Here is a 16,687-nt window from a genome sequence, read left to right on the forward strand (position 1 = left end):
ATTCTTTTAAAACGTTGTAAAAATCGACCGCACTTTTTATGATTAACTCATGCTATTAAAACCGAATTAGCGCAGATCCCCAAGTCAGACCACCACCAAACGCTTCTAACAATAACATTTGACCACGTTGAATACGCCCGTCGCGCACTGCTTCATCTAATGCACTCGGAATACTTCCTGCGGATGTATTACCATGACGATCTAACGTCACCACCACTTGTGACATATCCATATCTAATTTCTTCGCCGTTGCAGCAATAATCCGTAAATTCGCTTGGTGAGGAACTAACCAATCAATATCTTTCTTATCTAACTGATTCGCTTCTAGGGTTTCTTCAACCACATTGGCTAATTCGCGTACAGCAATCTTAAATGTCGCATTGCCTTGCATTTCAAGATAAGCAGGATCCGTTTCAATGCCACGTGCTTGATTTGCAAGGGTCAATACTTCCGCACTTTCACCCGTTGCATGTAAATGGGTCGAAATAATGCCAGGTTCAGTCGAGCTTTCTAACATCACCGCACCAGCACCGTCACCAAATAAAATAATGGTGCCACGATCTTCTGGGTTTAATGCGCGAGAAAAAAGGTCAGCCCCAATAACCAAAGCTTTTTTTACTTTGCCAGTACGAATAAATTGATCCGCAACAGTTAAAGCATAAACGAAGCCCGAACAAGCTGCAGCAACATCAAAAGCAATCGCATCTTTAATCTCAAGCATTTTTTGAATTTGGCACGCTGTACTTGGAAACGCATGCGGAGAACTTGTTGTTGCCACGATAATTAAGTCAATTTCATTGACATCAAATGGTGACATGTCTAGACATTTTTTGGCTGCTTCAAACCCCATTGTTGCAACCGTTTCATGTGTATCAGCAATACGACGTTCTTTAATACCCGTACGTTCGGAAATCCATTCATCAGAGGTTTCCACCATTTTTTCTAAATCCGCATTCGTACGAATATTTTTCGGTAAATAACTACCCGTTGATAAGATTTTACTGTACATAATAAATCTCGTTAAAAATGATAGCGAACTTGCCATCGTCAATTAATGATTACGTTTATTCTTATATACTGAGGTTACTCGTATTTTTCGAGACCAGCCAAAATTTTTGAGGGAATTTGTTGACGCACTTGGAATGCGGCATCTGCAATTGCATAAGAAAATGCCTCAACATTTGCACCACCATGGCTTTTTACGACAACAGATGTCAATCCAATCAAAGATGCGCCATTATATTCATCTGGATTAATTTGTTTTAAACGCTGATAATTTTCTTTAAATAAATGACGCAATAACCAAGAAAATACGGGTTTCAATACACTATTTTTTGATTTACCTTTTAACAAGGTAATCACATTTTTTGCTGCACCCTCAAGAGTTTTCAGCGCCACATTGCCTGCAAAACCGTCACTTACAATGACATCAGCCTTGCCATTTAATAAGAAGTTACCCTCAATAAAACCAATATAATTTAGCGCACTATCTTTCTCTAACAGTGCTGCTGCATCGCGAATAGACTTATGACCTTTAATATCTTCACTGCCAATATTCAGTAACGCGATTCTAGGATAGACTAAATTCAACGTGTTTTCAGCAAAAATACTGCCCATTAATGCAAATTGATATAAATTTTCTGCATCACAGTCAATATTCGCACCAAGATCAAGCATCACACTTTTTTTACCATCAACAGTTGGTATAACAGAAATTAACGCGGGTCGTTGAATCCGTTTCAGTGGCTGTAGTAAAATTTTTGAAAGTCCCATAAGTGCTGCAGTATTGCCTGCGCTGACACATCCTTGCGCTTCACCTTTCTGCACTGCTTCGATCGCTAAACGCATCGATGTGCCTTTGCTATGTCTTAAAGCATAAGAAATACCATGCTCATTATCGATCGTTCGTGAGCAATGACAAACCGTAACACGCTGTTGAATTGAGACAGGAAGAGTTTCAAGTAAAGGAATAATTTGTTGGCTATCGCCAAACAATAATAAAGAGAGCATTGGATCTTTTTCCAACGCAATCATGGATGCGGGGATAGTAATACGGGGACCTATGTCCCCGCCCATCACATCTAACGCAAGGGTTAGACGACTCAAGTGATTACCTTTTTCTAAATAATATAGAAATTATTTGTTAATCACTTTACGACCACGATAGTAACCATCAGCAGTTACATGGTGACGTAAATGCGTTTCACCACTTGCTTTATCAACTGATACTGCTGCAGTGGTTAAGGCATCGTGTGAACGACGCATATCACGACGTGAACGAGATTTTTTGTTTTGTTGAACAGCCATTGGCTATACTCCTAAATTTACTTTTGCTTTAAACTAGCTAATACAGCGAACGGGTTCGGTTTTTTTGCCAGCTCTTCGGGCAATTCGCCAAAAACCTGTTCAGCCACGGACACTTCACAGTGTTCAGATGAATGCATTGGTACAATCGGTAGACTTAAAATTAATTCATCTTCAATCGCACCAAGTAAATCTATTTCACCAAACTCATTAAATTCGATTGGCTCATAAATTTCGGGCAATACATCGGCTTGATCCAAATTAGCCACAGGACTGTAACAAAATGTACAATCAACAGTTTGCACAAAAGGCGTCTCACAACGTTGACAGATAAGTTCTACTTCAACGGTTGCCTGCCCTTTCATGACCACTAATTTTTGTGGATCAATAAAAAACGATAATCTAACCTGTGCATCGCTGAGCACTTTACTTACTGACTCAGAAAGACGCTGTAACTGATTGATAGCATAATAGCCATCGTAATCTAATCGACGTTGCGCATCTTTGACTGGGTCAACAGTTAGGGGTAATTTTACCTTTTGCATAGGGCGTGAATATTACCTTTTGAGAACAAAATAGTCAAAGGAAATTATTATTTTTTGGCACAACATCACGATAAATGTTAACAAAATGCGTTTTCTCATTCTGTTCAAATCGTTTTCCCTCTCCCGAGATGAATAAAAGAGAATCTGTAGAAAAACTCCAAAACTTAAGATTAAACGAATAATCTAAATCAAATTATTAGAATATAGTTCACAAATAATACGCTCAAGGCTTTACAGTCCCCCATTTTTCCTTTATTAATAGAAACTCTTTTACTCACAAAAAAAGGTAAAATTATGGCAAACACAATGAAAAAAACATTTCTTAACATTGCGTTAACAAGCGCATTGGGTCTCTTTGCAGCACACGCTACTCTTGCCGCGACTGTCCCTGCGGGTACAGAGCTCGCAGCAAAACAAGAACTACGTTGGAATATTGGTTCAAATCCAGCATCATTAGATCCTCATAAAATCGAAGGAACCCCAGAGGGTTTTGCCTCTCGTCAATTATTTGAAACCCTTGTGATTTCAGATGCAGAAGGTCACATCATTCCTGGTGCTGCGATCAAATGGGAACACAGTCCTGACTTTAAAAAATGGACGTTCTATCTTCGTCCCGATGCAAAATGGTCAAATGGCGACCCCGTTACCGCTGAAGACTTTGTCTTTTCTTTCCAACGTTTAGCTGATCCGAAAACCGCATCACCTTATTCAAGCTATTTAAACTACCTGAAATTACTCAACGCTGAAGACGTAGTTGCAGGTAAAAAACCTGTGACAGAGCTAGGTGTGAAAGCATTGGATGATCACACATTAGAATTAACCTTATCAGCAAGTGTCCCTTATGCAGATAAACTCAGCGAACACTATGTATTAGCGCCAGTAAATAAAAAATTAGTTGAGCAATTTGGTGATAAATGGACTGATGTGAAAAACATCGTGGGTAACGGCGCATTTAAAGTTGCCAGCTGGACGATCAACGAAAAATTAGAATTAGTTCCGAACCCACATTACTGGGATCATGCTAAAACGGTCTTAACGAATGTCACACTCTATCCAATCGAATCAGAAAATACTGACGTAGCACGCTACCGTGCAGGTGATCTCGATATCACGAACCATGCGTTGCCAGTGGAATTATTCACTAAACTGAAAAAAGAATATCCGAATGAAGTGTATACGCCGTCTTCATTATGTACTTATTTATATGAAATCAATCACAAGAAAGCACCATTTGACGATGTACGTGTAAGAAAAGCGCTTGCTATGGCAATGGATCGCAATATCATCACTGAAAAAGTGACGGCTCAAGGTCAAGTTCCTGCTTATAGTTTTACGCCTCCATATATTAATGGTGGTGAGAAAATTGCCAAACCAGACTGGGCAGAATTATCTCAAGCGGATCGTAACAAAAAAGCGATTGAATTGTTAAAAGAAGCTGGTTTCGATAAGAGCAATCCATTGAATTTCACGTTGTTATACAACACCTCTGAAAACCATAAGAAAATTGCACTTGCTGCAAGCTCTTTATGGCAGAAAAACTTAGGTGGTGCGGTGAAAGTGTCGTTAGAAAACCAAGAATGGAAAACTTACTTAGATACGCGTCACCAAGGTAACTACCAAGTGACACGCGCGGGTTGGTGTGCTGACTATAACGAAGCAAGTACGTTCTTGAACTACTTCTTATCAACCAGTAGTAACAACACTGCATTCTATAATAGTGCCGAATTTGATAAGTTACTGTCAGACACTTATTTAGCAGAGACTGATGAACAACGTGCTGAAATTTATGCGAAGTTGGAAGCACAATTAGCCAATGATGCAGCGTTGATCCCAATGTATTACTATGTTGATCCACGTATGGTTAAACCTTATGTAAAAGGTTTCCCAATCAACCATCCTGGTAAAAACTTCTACTTGAAAGATGTTTACCTAGTTAAACATTAATTTTTATTATTTTTAATTTAGTGCGGTCAATCTTGCTTTAAACCCGACCGCACTTTTCTTCTTTTTCGCACATTGCGATGTTTGGATTGGATTATCTTGTATGTTTAAATTAATTCTTCGTCGTCTTTTACAGGCAATTCCAACACTGTTTATATTAATTACTATTTCTTTTTTCATGATGCGTTTGGCACCAGGCAGCCCATTTACTAGTGAAAAAAATTACCCGCCAGAAGTCATCGCTAATATTGAAGCCAAATATCACTTAAATGAACCGCTCTATAAGCAATATTTTATTTATTTGAAAGACCTTTCGCATGGTGATTTTGGGCCTTCTTTTAAATATAAAGATTATACTGTTAATCAGCTCGTGTCTGCCGCTTTCCCCGTTTCCTTTAAATTAGGCTTTTCCGCTTTTTTGATTGCGCTCACGCTCGGCGTCACCGCAGGAACGATTGCAGCTTTAAAACAAAATAAATGGATTGATTATCTGATTATGACATTTGCAATGACGGGGGTGGTCATTCCAAGTTTCGTTGTTGCTCCGCTACTTGTTCTGATTTTTTCTATTTCATTACAGTGGTTGCCCTCAGGTGGCTGGGAAGGGGGCGCATTTAAGTTTATGCTCATGCCAATGATTGCACTTTGCTTATCTTACATCGCAAGTATTGCCCGTATTACTCGTGGCTCAATGATTGAAGTACTTCATTCCAACTTTATTCGTACTGCAAAAGCCAAGGGCTTACCAATGCGCCGTATTTTATTGAAACACGCATTACGTCCCGCATTATTGCCTGTTATTTCTTATATGGGTCCTGCATTCGTGGGGATTATCACAGGTTCAATGGTGATTGAAAGTATTTTTGGTATTCCTGGTATTGGTCAACTTTTCGTTAACGGAGCATTAAATCGTGACTACTCCTTAGTGTTAAGTTTAACAATTTTAGTCGGTGCGTTAACGATTGCATTTAATGCCATCGTAGACATTTTATACGCCATTATTGATCCAAAAATCCGTTATTAATTTTGCTGTGATGACAGGAAGACAAGTATGTTAAAAAATCAAAAAGATTCCGTACTACTCGAAAACGTGGCAGAAAAACTGGATACCGTGGAAGGTCGCAGTTTATGGCAAGATGCCCGCCGTCGTTTTTTTCATAATAAAGCTGCCTTAACCAGTTTATTTGTTTTATTTTGTATTAGCCTTTTCGTGATCTTTGCGCCAATGTTAATACCTTATCCTTATGACGAATTAGATTTCACGGCGATTTCGATGCCACCAGAATGGGAAAGTATGCACTACTTTGGTACAGATGCTTCGGGACGTGATTTATTAGTTCGCGTAGCAATTGGCGGACGTATTTCATTATTAGTCGGTATTGCGGGGGCCCTCATTGCTGTATTAGTTGGTACTTTATACGGTGCAACTTCAGGTTATTTAGGGGGAAAAATCGATACGTTTATGATGCGTTTCCTTGAAATTCTGAATTCTTTCCCTTTCATGTTTTTTGTCATTTTGTTAGTGACGTTCTTCGGTCGCAATATTTTCCTCATTTTTGTAGCGATTGGGATGGTGTCTTGGCTTGATATGGCAAGGATTGTGCGCGGTCAAACATTAAGCTTAAAACAAAAAGAATTTATTGAAGCGGCTATCGTATGTGGTGTGTCGTCACGCCAAATTGTATGGCGTCATATCGTGCCGAATGTGCTTGGTGTTGTGGTGGTTTATGCTTCATTACTTGTACCAGGCATGATCTTATTTGAATCTTTCTTAAGTTTCTTAGGATTAGGGACACAAGAGCCGCTAAGTAGCTGGGGTGGATTATTAAATGACGGTGCAAAATCCATGGAAGCTGCGCCTTGGTTGTTGGTTTTCCCAGCCCTATTCTTAGTAATTACGCTATTTTGTTTTAACTTTATCGGTGATGGCCTGCGTGATGCGCTAGACCCGAAAGATCGCTAATACACGTTCTTGGAGAGAAAAATGACAACAAATGACTTACTACTCGATGTGCAAGACTTACGTGTTACGTTTAAAACCCCTGACGGTGATGTAACTGCGGTCAATAATTTAACATTTTCATTAAAAGCTGGTGAAACCTTAGGGATCGTGGGTGAATCAGGCTCAGGCAAATCACAAACTGCATTTGCCTTAATGGGCTTACTGGCAGATAACGGTCGCATTGCAGGATCTGCAAAATTCAATGGTCAAGAAATCTTGAATTTGCCTGAAGCACAACTTAACCGCTTGCGTGCAGAACAAATTGCAATGATCTTCCAAGATCCCATGACCTCACTCAACCCTTATATGAAAATTGGTGAACAGTTAATGGAAGTACTGATTTTGCATAAAGGAATGGATCGTAAAACCGCATTTGAAGAATCTGTACGTATGCTTGATGCAGTGAAAATGCCAGAATCACGCAAACGTATGAATATGTACCCGCACGAATTTTCAGGCGGTATGCGCCAACGTGTAATGATTGCAATGGCATTGCTTTGTCGCCCGAAATTATTAATTGCGGACGAACCAACCACTGCGTTAGACGTAACCGTACAAGCGCAAATTATGACCTTATTGAATGAACTAAAGCGCGAGTTTAATACTGCGATTATTATGATTACCCACGACCTTGGTGTCGTGGCTGGAATTTGCGATAACGTGTTAGTGATGTACGCGGGTCGCACAATGGAATATGGCACAGCAGAGCAAATTTTCTATACGCCAAGCCACCCATATTCAATGGGTTTAATTGGTGCGGTACCACGTGTTGACGGACAAGAAGAAGAGTTGATCACTATTCCTGGTAACCCACCAAACTTGTTACATTTACCAAGTGGCTGTCCATTCCAACCACGTTGTGTTCACGCCACTGAACGCTGCTTAAAAGCGCCAAGTTTAGATTTATTAGCGGATCAACGTTTACGCGCTTGTTTTGTCCCTGCGGAGCAATTAATAAGAGGTAACGCATCATGAACGCAGAAAAAAAAGTGATTCTCCAAGTCAGAGATTTAAGCGTCCATTTTAAAATTAAAGATACAAAATCGTTGCTGTTTAGCAAACACCAAACCTTAAAAGCCGTAAACCACGTTTCTTTTGATTTGTATGAAGGCGAAACCTTAGGTGTGGTGGGTGAGTCTGGTTGCGGTAAATCGACGCTTGCACGTGCGATTACTGGTTTAGTAAGTAGTTCTGGTGGCAACATTTTATGGTTGGGCAAAGACTTAACGAAGCAAAATGCAAAAGCATGGAAAAATGTGCGCAGTGATATTCAAATGATCTTCCAAGATCCCCTTGCGTCACTGAACCCACGTATGACCATTGGTAGTATTATTGCTGAGCCACTGAAAATTTATCAACCGCACTTAACCAATGAAGAAGTGAAAGAAAAAGTGCGTGCGATGATGATGAAAGTGGGCTTATTGCCGAACTTAATCAACCGTTATCCGCACGAATTTTCTGGTGGTCAATGTCAACGTATCGGTATTGCTCGTGCCTTAATCGTTGAACCGAAATTGATTATTTGTGATGAACCTGTTTCTGCGTTAGACGTGTCGATTCAAGCCCAAGTCGTGAACTTGCTAAAATCATTACAACGTGAAATGGGCTTATCATTGATTTTCATTGCCCACGATCTTGCTGTGGTTAAACATATTTCCGATCGTGTGTTGGTGATGTATTTAGGCAATGCGGTTGAATTAGGCGATTACGATCAGGTCTATCATGATACGAAACATCCTTATACCAAAGCGTTAATGTCTGCCGTACCGATTCCTGATCCAAGATTAGAGCGAAACAAACAGATCCAATTGCTTGAAGGGGATCTCCCTTCACCAATCAATCCGCCTTCTGGCTGTGTGTTTAGAACACGTTGTCCACTTGCCGATCAACACTGCATTGCAGATAAACCCATTTTGAAGGGACAAAACCATCACTTTGTGGCATGTTTCAAATCTAATTAAATCACACAACCGCACCATTTGTGCGGTTGTTTATTTTTCACGACCTGCACCTCACTCTTTCTTGTGGCGGACAAGAAATCAGTATACGCATTTCAATCAATAGATGGATAAATCCGCTTCTTTTCTGTTTTCGACATGTTGCTATAAATACACACAAATACTTACATAAATGGAATAACTTGTTATAATCGCCGAGCATTTGGCTTTTAACGCCTATTATTTTCACTTTAAAGATGATTTATCGGTATGAATGTATTAAAAAAACCACAACTTAGTTATTGGCAACGTATCAAAATTGCATTCCAATATGTGATGCCACAGCTTTACTTAACCCAACTGGCAGGTTGGTTTGCTAAACAACAATGGGGCGCAGTCACACATCTTGTGATTAAATTATTTGCCAAAAAATATCAAGTCAATATGAGTGAGGCCGCTCGACCTGCATTTAGTGACTACGCTAGCTTCAACGAATTTTTTATTCGTCCATTAGCAGAAAATGCTCGACCAATTAACCAAAATCCAACCGCACTTTGTTTACCCGCAGATGGTCGAATTAGCCAAATAGGTCATATTGACAACGATCTCTTACTGCAAGCGAAAGGTCATCATTTCAGTTTGCATGACTTACTTGCGGGTAACCAAGAGCTAGTAGAACAATTTCAAGATGGTGAATTTGCGACAATTTATCTTTCACCACGTGATTACCACCGTGTTCATATGCCATGCGATGCAACATTGCGCCAAATGATTTACGTGCCTGGTGATTTATTTTCAGTCAATCCTTTCTTAGCCGAACACGTACCGAATCTTTTTGCGCGTAATGAACGCCTGATTTGTGCCTTTGATACGGAATTTGGCAAGATGATCCAAATTCTCGTTGGTGCAACAATTACAGCGAGCATGAGTACAGTCTGGGCGGGTGTCATTAATCCCCCGCGCCCAAATCAAGTCACTACTTGGACTTATGAAAGTGAAAAAGCGATCAAATTGATGAAAGGTCAAGAAATGGGTGCCTTCCAATTAGGTTCAACGGTAATCAATTTATTTGCAAAAGATCGGGTACAACTTGCCGATCATTTACAAGTAGACAGCCCTGTTCGTATGGGTGAAATTCTTGCACACCAAAAGTAATATTTAACCACTTTTAACTACATAGGAAAAACAATGAGCCAACAATTTTTCGATAACGTATCATTAGAAAGTCTGTCTGCAAAAGGTAGCTATGGTATCGGTTTACAAATCGGTCAACAATTATTAGAAAGTCAGATTGATGTCAGCGCAGAAGCCGTAGCCAAAGGGATCTTTGATGTTCTTAATCAACAACCACCTGCGCTTGAATTAAATGAAGTCAGCCAAGCGTTACACGCGTTACAACAACAAGCTGTTGAAGCACAACAGGCACAATTCAAAGAAATTGAAATTGCAGGTCAACAATTCTTAGCCGAAAATGCACAAAAAGCAGGCGTAAACACCACCGAATCGGGTTTGCAATATGAAGTGCTAGTCGAAGGCAACGGCAAGGTTCCTGCTCGTGAAGACAAGGTTCGTGTACATTACACTGGCACACTAATCGATGGCACGGTATTTGATAGCTCGGTCAAACGTGGTCAACCAGCTGAATTTCCAGTAAATGGCGTTATTGCTGGCTGGATTGAGGCATTATCTATGATGCCTGTGGGTTCAAAATGGCGTTTAACTATTCCTCACAACCTTGCTTACGGTGAACGTGGTGCGGGTGCTTCAATTCCCCCATTCAGTACATTAGTCTTTGAAGTCGAATTATTAGCTATTCTTTAAATAAAAAAGCGGTGAGATTCACCGCTTTTCTTTTTGTCAGCCCTCACTTTATTCCTTGCTGATAGCCTTTCTGCCAGGCTTTCAACAACCCCGTTGAAATAGGCTGTTTGGTTTGTTTCTCACAATAAACTGTGCGTTGCTTTAACAGCTTTTGTTGGTAAGTACGAAAAGATTTACCCACACGATATCCATCTAAATACCAGTCATCCTTATCGTGACAAACCATCGTATTAATGCGCTTTTCACTTGCAGTAACAGCAAAAGGCTGATGTGCCTCGATGAGTGGTTCAATAGGCTGAAGTGGAGTACAGCGTATTCCCCCCAAGATCATTATGCCGACTAATAATCCATTCTTATTGCTCATTTTGCATGCCTCACAATACGATCATATCATCACGATGTACCGCCACTGGACCATATTCATATCCCAATACGTGTTCAATATCTTGGGATTTTTTTCCTTTCAGTAACATTAGCGCGTCACTATTGTAGCGCGGCATGCCCAGAGCAATATCTTTGCCTTTTGCAGTACGAATACGCACCACTTCACCGCGAGAAAAACGGCCTTCTACTTGAATGATCCCCGCGGGTAATAATGATTTATGCTGAATGAGTACCGCACTTTCCGCTCCTTCATCAATAGTGACAATACCTGCAGAAGGTGCGGCATAAAGCCATTGCTTACGGCTTTCCAAACGATCTGCTTGTGCGTTAAATTTCGTCCCAATCGCCTCACCATAGGCTAAATCTATCATCACATTAGCACGATTTCCTGGTGCAATAATGGTTTCAATGCCAGAACGTGTTGCTACATCCGCTGCCATGATTTTTGTAGACATCCCACCTGTCCCCAACGCTGTACCACTTCCTCCTGCAATCGCACGAATCTGATCAGTAATTTTATCCACCTCTGCGATCAAGGTCGCGTCTGGATTTTTACGTGGATCACAATCAAATAAACCTTGTTGATCAGTTAATAAATAAAGTTGCTCTGCTTGAACCAAAATCGCAACTAACGCAGATAAATTATCATTATCCCCCACTTTAATTTCCGATGTAGCAACAGCATCATTTTCATTAATGACGGGGACAATGTGGTTATCAAGTAACGCATGTAATGTATCTCGTGCATTCAAAAAACGCTCACGATCTTCTATATCTGCACGGGTTAACAAAATCTGCCCAATATGAATATCATAAATCGCAAATAATCTTTCCCAAGTTTGAATCAGCTGACTTTGTCCCACCGCTGCTAATAATTGTTTTGATGCAATCGTAGGGGGCAATTGTGGTTGATTCAAATAATGACGCCCTGCTGCAATCGCGCCTGAAGTGACAATCACTAAACGAAACCCCGCTTGATGAAGCTGCGCTAATTGGCGCACAATCTCCATCATATGAGGTAAGTTTAATTTGGCAGAACCTTGAGTTAAGGTACTGGTACCAAATTTCACTACAATAGTTTTCTCTGTTCTCATACCGTTTATTATCTTATGTTTTTTGTTCAAAATTGGTGGCTAACTTATCATTAATCGGTAAAAAAAGCACCCGTTTTATCATTCTAAAAACAAGGAGATAAGTGCTTTTCTCAAATAAAAGTTATGCTATAGTAATCTTATTGATTCCAACATTCTAGGACGCATCTATGACGTTAAGCCTCATTGTTGCCATGACCAAAAATTCCGTGATTGGCAAAGATAACCAAATGCCTTGGCACTTACCTGCTGACTTAGCTTGGTTTAAACAAAACACAACGGGTAAGCCTGTCATCATGGGGCGTAAAACTTTCGAAAGTATTGGGCGCCCACTGCCAAAAAGAACGAATATTGTACTGTCACGCCAGCCCTATACACACCCTGGTGTGATTTGGAAAGAGAGTCTTGAAAGTGCGATAGATTACGTAAAAAATTCCAGTGAGGTGATGCTGATTGGGGGAGGTGAACTGTTTAAACAATATTTACCTCAAGCGGATAAACTCTATCTGACGGAAATCCAAACAGAGTTAGAAGGCGATACCTATTTCCCTGCAATCAATTGGGATACCTGGCACATCGAATATGAAGCGTGGCGCTCAGCGGATGAGAACAATCCTTATGATCTGCGCTTTCTCATCCTTGTGGCAAAGAAAACAGACTAAGCTACGCTCATCAAAAGCCGAGCATATTAGCAATATACTCGGCGTTTATCTTTTTGGGGATATGCTAGCGTTCAAGTTTTAATGACTTTAAGCGCAGCGCATTCATCAAGACAGAAACAGAGCTCATTGCCATGGCAGCCCCTGCAATAATCGGACTCAGTAAACCAAAGGCGGCAAGTGGAATACCGAGAATATTATAAATGAAAGCAAAAAAGAGATTCTGTTTAATATTCTTTAATGTCGCCTGTGAAACACATAATGCGTCAACCAGTTGATTAACAGAATGTTGCATTAAGGTAGCAGAAGCAGTATGTTCTGCTACATCTGCGCCATCTTTCATCGCAAAACTCACATTCGCAGTGGCTAACGCAGGCGCATCATTAATACCATCCCCAACCATCGCTACGACTTTTCCTTGTTGACGAAGTTGCTGAATCTTCGCAGCTTTATCACGTGGCGATAAATTGCCATACGCCTCTTGAATACCAAGCTGTTGTGCAATATAGTCGACCGCACTTTGTTGATCACCACTCATAATATAAACATCAATATGTTGTTTTTTCAAACGTTCAATTGCTATCACTGAGTCAGTTTTCAATTGATCTGCAATGGCAAAGGCACCAATAGGACGATCATTGACAGAAACAGCGACAACACTTGCGATCTGCCAAATTTTGTCACGCATTGCAGGGAGCGAAAGCGCACAATATTCTGCCTTCCCCACTTTAACCGTACCGATATTGTCGACTTCTGCTTGAATGCCTGCTCCCAGTGCGGTCTGAATATGTGTCGCTTGCAAGAAGGAAAGTTGTCGTTCTGTTGCTTGCTTCACAATCGCTTTCGCCAAAGGATGAGTCGCATTCTGTTCAACTGAAGCAGCAAGTTGTAATAGTTCATTTTCTGAATACTCACAATGTTGTGCTAACCAATAGGCAACAACCTGTGGTTTTCCTTCCGTTAAGGTTCCTGTTTTATCCAACACCACAGCATTAACTCGAGCACTTTCTTCCATTGCAGCAGCATCTTTAAACCAGATTCCCCGTGTCACTGCATTTCCCATTCCCACCATAATCGCAGCGGGCGTAGCGAGCCCTAATGCACAAGGACAAGCGATAACTAACACTGCCACTGCATGAATCAAAGCCGTCACCGCCTCTTGCTTTATCCAATACGTTAACACGAACGTGATGAAAGCAAGAGCAATCACAGTAGGGACAAATACCGCGGCAACTTTATCAGCAAAGCGCGCAATTGGAGCCTTACTGCCTTGTGCTTCTGATAAGGCATTCATCATGTCACCTAACAAAGTATGACTCCCTAGTTGTTCCGCCCGATACACTAATGCCCCTTCACTCAGCACAGCGCCAGCCAATACTTTGCTTCCAGCTTGTTTAATTTCTGGTTTTGCTTCTCCTGTTAAATGACTTTCATCTGCCCAGCCACTTCCATTTTCCACGATCCCATCTGCTGCAATCCGTTCTCCCTGATTAACACGTAATATTTCACCGACTTGTACCTGATCTAACGGAATCCTTTGCCACTGCTGGTCTCGTAACACATTCACTTGTTTTGGGGTCAATTTCAGGAGTAATCCTAAACTATTTAAACTGTGTTTTTTTGTCCGTTCTTCTAAATATTTGCCTAAGCTTACAAAACCTAACACCATCACACCAGCTTCAAAATACACGGGTGGCATGACATCTGTTGACAAGTCAGCATAGTAGAACAACATAAAAAGAGAATAAAAATAGATGCTTAGTGTACCTAAACTGACTAATACATCCATATTGGCTAGCCCACCTTTAATACTGCCCCATGCACTTTTATAGAATGGCACAGCTAACCAAAATTGAACAATTGTCGCTAAGGCTGCTTGCCATGGCGCTGGCAACATCCAATGATGGTAACCTAACATCATCCCAAACATACCGATCACGAATGGAATATTAATCAATAATAAGATCCATAAACGCCAAGGTGGTGCCATTTTTTCATTTAGCGTAAATTGCTTGTCTTGCTTAATTTTTCCCGAAAAACCCGTATTCTGAATAATTTGTAAAATATCATCTATCGATTTTTCCGCGTCATCAAAGGTGACTTGTGCCTGCTCACTTGCAAAATTTACTACCGCTTGTTGTACAAATGGTTTTTTATTTAATACTTTCTCTATCCGGCTTGCACAAGCCTGACACGTCATGCCTTCAACTTGAATCGTGATTTTCTGTTGCATTTACTATCCTATCCACGCCTGATTTATTTTCATAAAAAAATAGACTGAGCAATCAGTCTATTCTTGTCATGCACGCCTACGCTTGTTGTGCATCAAATCCTGCATTTTCAATGGCGTCAATCAGCTCTCCAATACTCACTTTACTTTGATCAAAAGTCACCTCTGCACTCGCGGTATCTAAACTGACTTCTGCAAGGGCAACTCCTTCAAATTCTTGTAAAAGACGAGTGACACTTTTAGTACAACCGCCACAATGCATACCTTCAATTTTTAATGTTACTTTTTGCATAATTAACTCCGTCTCCACCTCAACATGAGGTACTTAGTATAACCAAAATTTGCTGAAAATCGACCGCACGTTTCATCTTATATCAATTGAACAGCTTCATTAGCTTATCACCAAAAAAGAAAGTCACAAGTCCTACCCCGACAATCCCCAGTCCAATCAGTTTGAACACATTCACTTCTCGCACTGGCATATGAATTAATCCATAGTGGTCGATAATCATTGCGGTAATCAATTGTCCGACGATAATAAAAAACAGCATATTCGTAATCCCCATTTTGGGCGATAACAAAATCGTCGTAAACACCACTATTACGCCTAGTGTTCCACCAATAAACTTCCACCACGAATGTTGTGTCACAGTAGAAAGATGAGTCACTAAATCTGTTTTAATAGCTGTAATCACTAGTAAAAGCAACGCCCCTGTCCCAAATGAGATGAATGTTGCAATTAATGGTTCATCTCCCATTGCTTTCGCCAATTGTGAATTAATCGCCGCTTGAGAAGCCAGAGCAACGCCCGCAGCAAGTGCTATTAGAGTATAAAGAATAAACATAATTGTCCTAACTTATTAACATTTAACTTATTGTAGCGAGATTCCCTTGCCCTGCAAATGTTTAATCAACAAAGCTGCTTGCATTCTGAACGAAAATCCGTATGATCTGCCCCTCGCATATTGCGAAAGAGAAGTTAGTATTCACATTTGGGTTCCCTCACCCCAATTCACAATCAAAAAGGTACAACATGAAACATACATTTTCGATCTTTACAGATCAACAAACTCGTCGTGCACTCATGATATTGAGTTTCTTTCATATTTTTATTATTGCGGCGAGTAACTACTTAGTCCAACTTCCCTTTGAAATCACACTTCCTCTGACTCAACTGGGTGCCAGAACCGATTTCAGCTTTCATAGCACTTGGGGAACCCTGACTTTTCCTTTTATCTTTTTAGCCACTGACTTAACGGTGCGGATTTTTGGTGCAAAAGAAGCAAGATGGATTATCTTTGTTGTCATGATTCCAGCGTTGTTTATCAGTTATGTGATTTCAACATTATTTTCAGATACGCAGTATCAAGGCTTAGCCGCTTTAACCACATTTAATTTATTTGTCTTCCGTATTGCGATTGCGAGTTTCTTTGCTTACGTCTTCGGTCAATTATTAGATGTTTTAGTATTCAATCGTTTACGTCAATTAAAAACCTGGTGGGTTGCTCCAACAAGCTCAATGGTATTTGGCTCAATGGCAGATACCTTCTTGTTTTTCGCGATTGCATTCTACGCCAGTAGCGATCCATTCATGGCGGAACATTGGATGGAACTCGGTTTCGTTGATTATTTATTTAAGCTCGCCGTAGGGATCTTATTATTTGTGCCCGCTTATGGTGTCGTACTCAATCTTATTTTACGCAAGATTCAAGCACTGACGGTTAAAGCACAGTTCGTATCTTAACAAAACAAAACGCCACAATCGCTTGTGGC

Annotated in this window: 18 protein-coding genes; 9 read left to right on the forward strand and 9 right to left on the reverse strand. The window is 40.5% G+C overall.

The window, feature by feature from the left end; translation table 11 throughout:
• Positions 1–55: 55 nt before the first annotated feature.
• The 4 genes from ACWIT3_RS03980 to yceD all read right to left on the reverse strand — a co-directional run bounded on the left by ACWIT3_RS03980 (position 56) and on the right by yceD (position 2,849).
• Positions 56–1,009 (reverse strand): beta-ketoacyl-ACP synthase III, encoded by a 954-nt coding sequence (locus ACWIT3_RS03980; protein WP_457161512.1) that lies wholly within the window; start codon positions 1,007–1,009, stop codon positions 56–58.
• Positions 1,010–1,083: 74 nt separating this feature from the next.
• Positions 1,084–2,106, reverse strand: coding sequence for a phosphate acyltransferase PlsX (gene plsX, locus ACWIT3_RS03985; RefSeq protein WP_457161513.1), 1,023 nt, complete (start codon positions 2,104–2,106; stop codon positions 1,084–1,086).
• A gap of 30 nt (positions 2,107–2,136) precedes the next feature.
• Complete coding sequence (gene rpmF, locus ACWIT3_RS03990; protein ID WP_005544470.1) at positions 2,137–2,307, reverse strand: 50S ribosomal protein L32; 171 nt, start codon at positions 2,305–2,307, stop codon at positions 2,137–2,139.
• A gap of 17 nt (positions 2,308–2,324) precedes the next feature.
• Entirely contained in the window at positions 2,325–2,849 is a 525-nt protein-coding gene (gene yceD / locus ACWIT3_RS03995) for a 23S rRNA accumulation protein YceD (protein ID WP_457161514.1), read from the reverse strand.
• A gap of 294 nt (positions 2,850–3,143) precedes the next feature.
• Here yceD and ACWIT3_RS04000 point away from each other — a divergent pair, with 294 nt between their 5' ends.
• The 7 genes from ACWIT3_RS04000 (at position 3,144) to ACWIT3_RS04030 (ending at position 10,550) form a co-directional block, all read left to right on the forward strand.
• Complete coding sequence (locus ACWIT3_RS04000; RefSeq protein WP_457161515.1) at positions 3,144–4,793, forward strand: ABC transporter substrate-binding protein; 1,650 nt, start codon at positions 3,144–3,146, stop codon at positions 4,791–4,793.
• A gap of 100 nt (positions 4,794–4,893) precedes the next feature.
• Entirely contained in the window at positions 4,894–5,814 is a 921-nt protein-coding gene (oppB, locus tag ACWIT3_RS04005) for an oligopeptide ABC transporter permease OppB (protein ID WP_457161516.1), read from the forward strand.
• Positions 5,815–5,841: 27 nt separating this feature from the next.
• Positions 5,842–6,753 (forward strand): oligopeptide ABC transporter permease OppC, encoded by a 912-nt coding sequence (oppC, locus tag ACWIT3_RS04010; protein WP_457161517.1) that lies wholly within the window; start codon positions 5,842–5,844, stop codon positions 6,751–6,753.
• A gap of 21 nt (positions 6,754–6,774) precedes the next feature.
• Complete coding sequence (gene oppD, locus ACWIT3_RS04015; RefSeq protein WP_457161518.1) at positions 6,775–7,767, forward strand: oligopeptide ABC transporter ATP-binding protein OppD; 993 nt, start codon at positions 6,775–6,777, stop codon at positions 7,765–7,767.
• Positions 7,764–8,753, forward strand: coding sequence for a murein tripeptide/oligopeptide ABC transporter ATP binding protein OppF (gene oppF / locus ACWIT3_RS04020; RefSeq protein ID WP_457161519.1), 990 nt, complete (start codon positions 7,764–7,766; stop codon positions 8,751–8,753). The genes oppD and oppF overlap by 4 nt, the downstream gene beginning before the upstream one ends.
• A gap of 246 nt (positions 8,754–8,999) precedes the next feature.
• Complete coding sequence (gene asd, locus ACWIT3_RS04025; RefSeq protein WP_457161520.1) at positions 9,000–9,884, forward strand: archaetidylserine decarboxylase; 885 nt, start codon at positions 9,000–9,002, stop codon at positions 9,882–9,884.
• Positions 9,885–9,917: 33 nt separating this feature from the next.
• Entirely contained in the window at positions 9,918–10,550 is a 633-nt protein-coding gene (locus tag ACWIT3_RS04030) for an FKBP-type peptidyl-prolyl cis-trans isomerase (RefSeq protein ID WP_457161521.1), read from the forward strand.
• 43 nt (positions 10,551–10,593) lie between these two features.
• Here ACWIT3_RS04030 and ACWIT3_RS04035 read toward each other — a convergent pair whose 3' ends face one another.
• The gene (locus ACWIT3_RS04035) at positions 10,594–10,881 is read right to left on the reverse strand and encodes a hypothetical protein (RefSeq protein WP_457161570.1); all 288 of its coding nucleotides are present in this window, start codon (positions 10,879–10,881) and stop codon (positions 10,594–10,596) included.
• A 43-nt stretch (positions 10,882–10,924) separates the two neighbouring features.
• Complete coding sequence (proB, locus tag ACWIT3_RS04040) at positions 10,925–12,028, reverse strand: glutamate 5-kinase (protein ID WP_457161522.1); 1,104 nt, start codon at positions 12,026–12,028, stop codon at positions 10,925–10,927.
• Between the two features lie 167 nt (positions 12,029–12,195).
• Between proB and folA the strand changes: the two genes are divergently transcribed.
• Positions 12,196–12,687 carry a type 3 dihydrofolate reductase gene (gene folA / locus ACWIT3_RS04045; RefSeq protein WP_457161523.1) on the forward strand — a complete coding sequence of 164 codons (492 nt, stop codon included), beginning with the start codon at positions 12,196–12,198 and terminating at the stop codon, positions 12,685–12,687.
• Between the two features lie 64 nt (positions 12,688–12,751).
• Here the strand turns inward: folA and ACWIT3_RS04050 are convergent, their stop codons facing one another.
• The 3 genes from ACWIT3_RS04050 to ACWIT3_RS04060 form a co-directional block, all read right to left on the reverse strand.
• The gene (locus tag ACWIT3_RS04050) at positions 12,752–14,917 is read right to left on the reverse strand and encodes a heavy metal translocating P-type ATPase (RefSeq protein ID WP_457161524.1); all 2,166 of its coding nucleotides are present in this window, start codon (positions 14,915–14,917) and stop codon (positions 12,752–12,754) included.
• A gap of 76 nt (positions 14,918–14,993) precedes the next feature.
• On the reverse strand, positions 14,994–15,206 hold the full coding sequence (locus ACWIT3_RS04055) for a heavy-metal-associated domain-containing protein (RefSeq protein WP_457161525.1): 213 nt from the start codon (positions 15,204–15,206) through the stop codon (positions 14,994–14,996).
• Between the two features lie 82 nt (positions 15,207–15,288).
• Positions 15,289–15,759, reverse strand: coding sequence for a DMT family transporter (locus tag ACWIT3_RS04060; RefSeq protein WP_457161526.1), 471 nt, complete (start codon positions 15,757–15,759; stop codon positions 15,289–15,291).
• A gap of 188 nt (positions 15,760–15,947) precedes the next feature.
• Between ACWIT3_RS04060 and ACWIT3_RS04065 the strand changes: the two genes are divergently transcribed.
• Entirely contained in the window at positions 15,948–16,658 is a 711-nt protein-coding gene (locus ACWIT3_RS04065) for a 7-cyano-7-deazaguanine/7-aminomethyl-7-deazaguanine transporter (protein ID WP_457161527.1), read from the forward strand.
• The last annotated feature ends 29 nt before the right edge of the window (positions 16,659–16,687 follow it).

Source organism: Pasteurella sp. P03HT (genome assembly GCF_054052285.1).

Bases quoted from the DNA above. Each gene is read 5' to 3' on its own strand.
- ACWIT3_RS03980 (WP_457161512.1), bottom strand. From the start codon at position 1,009: ATGTACAGTAAAATCTTATCAACGGGTAGTTATTTACCGAAAAATATT.
- rpmF (WP_005544470.1), bottom strand. From the start codon at position 2,307: ATGGCTGTTCAACAAAACAAAAAATCTCGTTCACGTCGTGATATGCGT.
- yceD (WP_457161514.1), bottom strand. From the start codon at position 2,849: ATGCAAAAGGTAAAATTACCCCTAACTGTTGACCCAGTCAAAGATGCG.
- ACWIT3_RS04000 (WP_457161515.1), top strand. From the start codon at position 3,144: ATGGCAAACACAATGAAAAAAACATTTCTTAACATTGCGTTAACAAGC.
- oppB (WP_457161516.1), top strand. From the start codon at position 4,894: ATGTTTAAATTAATTCTTCGTCGTCTTTTACAGGCAATTCCAACACTG.
- oppC (WP_457161517.1), top strand. From the start codon at position 5,842: ATGTTAAAAAATCAAAAAGATTCCGTACTACTCGAAAACGTGGCAGAA.
- oppD (WP_457161518.1), top strand. From the start codon at position 6,775: ATGACAACAAATGACTTACTACTCGATGTGCAAGACTTACGTGTTACG.
- oppF (WP_457161519.1), top strand. From the start codon at position 7,764: ATGAACGCAGAAAAAAAAGTGATTCTCCAAGTCAGAGATTTAAGCGTC.
- asd (WP_457161520.1), top strand. From the start codon at position 9,000: ATGAATGTATTAAAAAAACCACAACTTAGTTATTGGCAACGTATCAAA.
- ACWIT3_RS04030 (WP_457161521.1), top strand. From the start codon at position 9,918: ATGAGCCAACAATTTTTCGATAACGTATCATTAGAAAGTCTGTCTGCA.
- ACWIT3_RS04035 (WP_457161570.1), bottom strand. From the start codon at position 10,881: ATGATCTTGGGGGGAATACGCTGTACTCCACTTCAGCCTATTGAACCA.
- proB (WP_457161522.1), bottom strand. From the start codon at position 12,028: ATGAGAACAGAGAAAACTATTGTAGTGAAATTTGGTACCAGTACCTTA.
- folA (WP_457161523.1), top strand. From the start codon at position 12,196: ATGACGTTAAGCCTCATTGTTGCCATGACCAAAAATTCCGTGATTGGC.
- ACWIT3_RS04050 (WP_457161524.1), bottom strand. From the start codon at position 14,917: ATGCAACAGAAAATCACGATTCAAGTTGAAGGCATGACGTGTCAGGCT.
- ACWIT3_RS04055 (WP_457161525.1), bottom strand. From the start codon at position 15,206: ATGCAAAAAGTAACATTAAAAATTGAAGGTATGCATTGTGGCGGTTGT.
- ACWIT3_RS04060 (WP_457161526.1), bottom strand. From the start codon at position 15,759: ATGTTTATTCTTTATACTCTAATAGCACTTGCTGCGGGCGTTGCTCTG.
- ACWIT3_RS04065 (WP_457161527.1), top strand. From the start codon at position 15,948: ATGAAACATACATTTTCGATCTTTACAGATCAACAAACTCGTCGTGCA.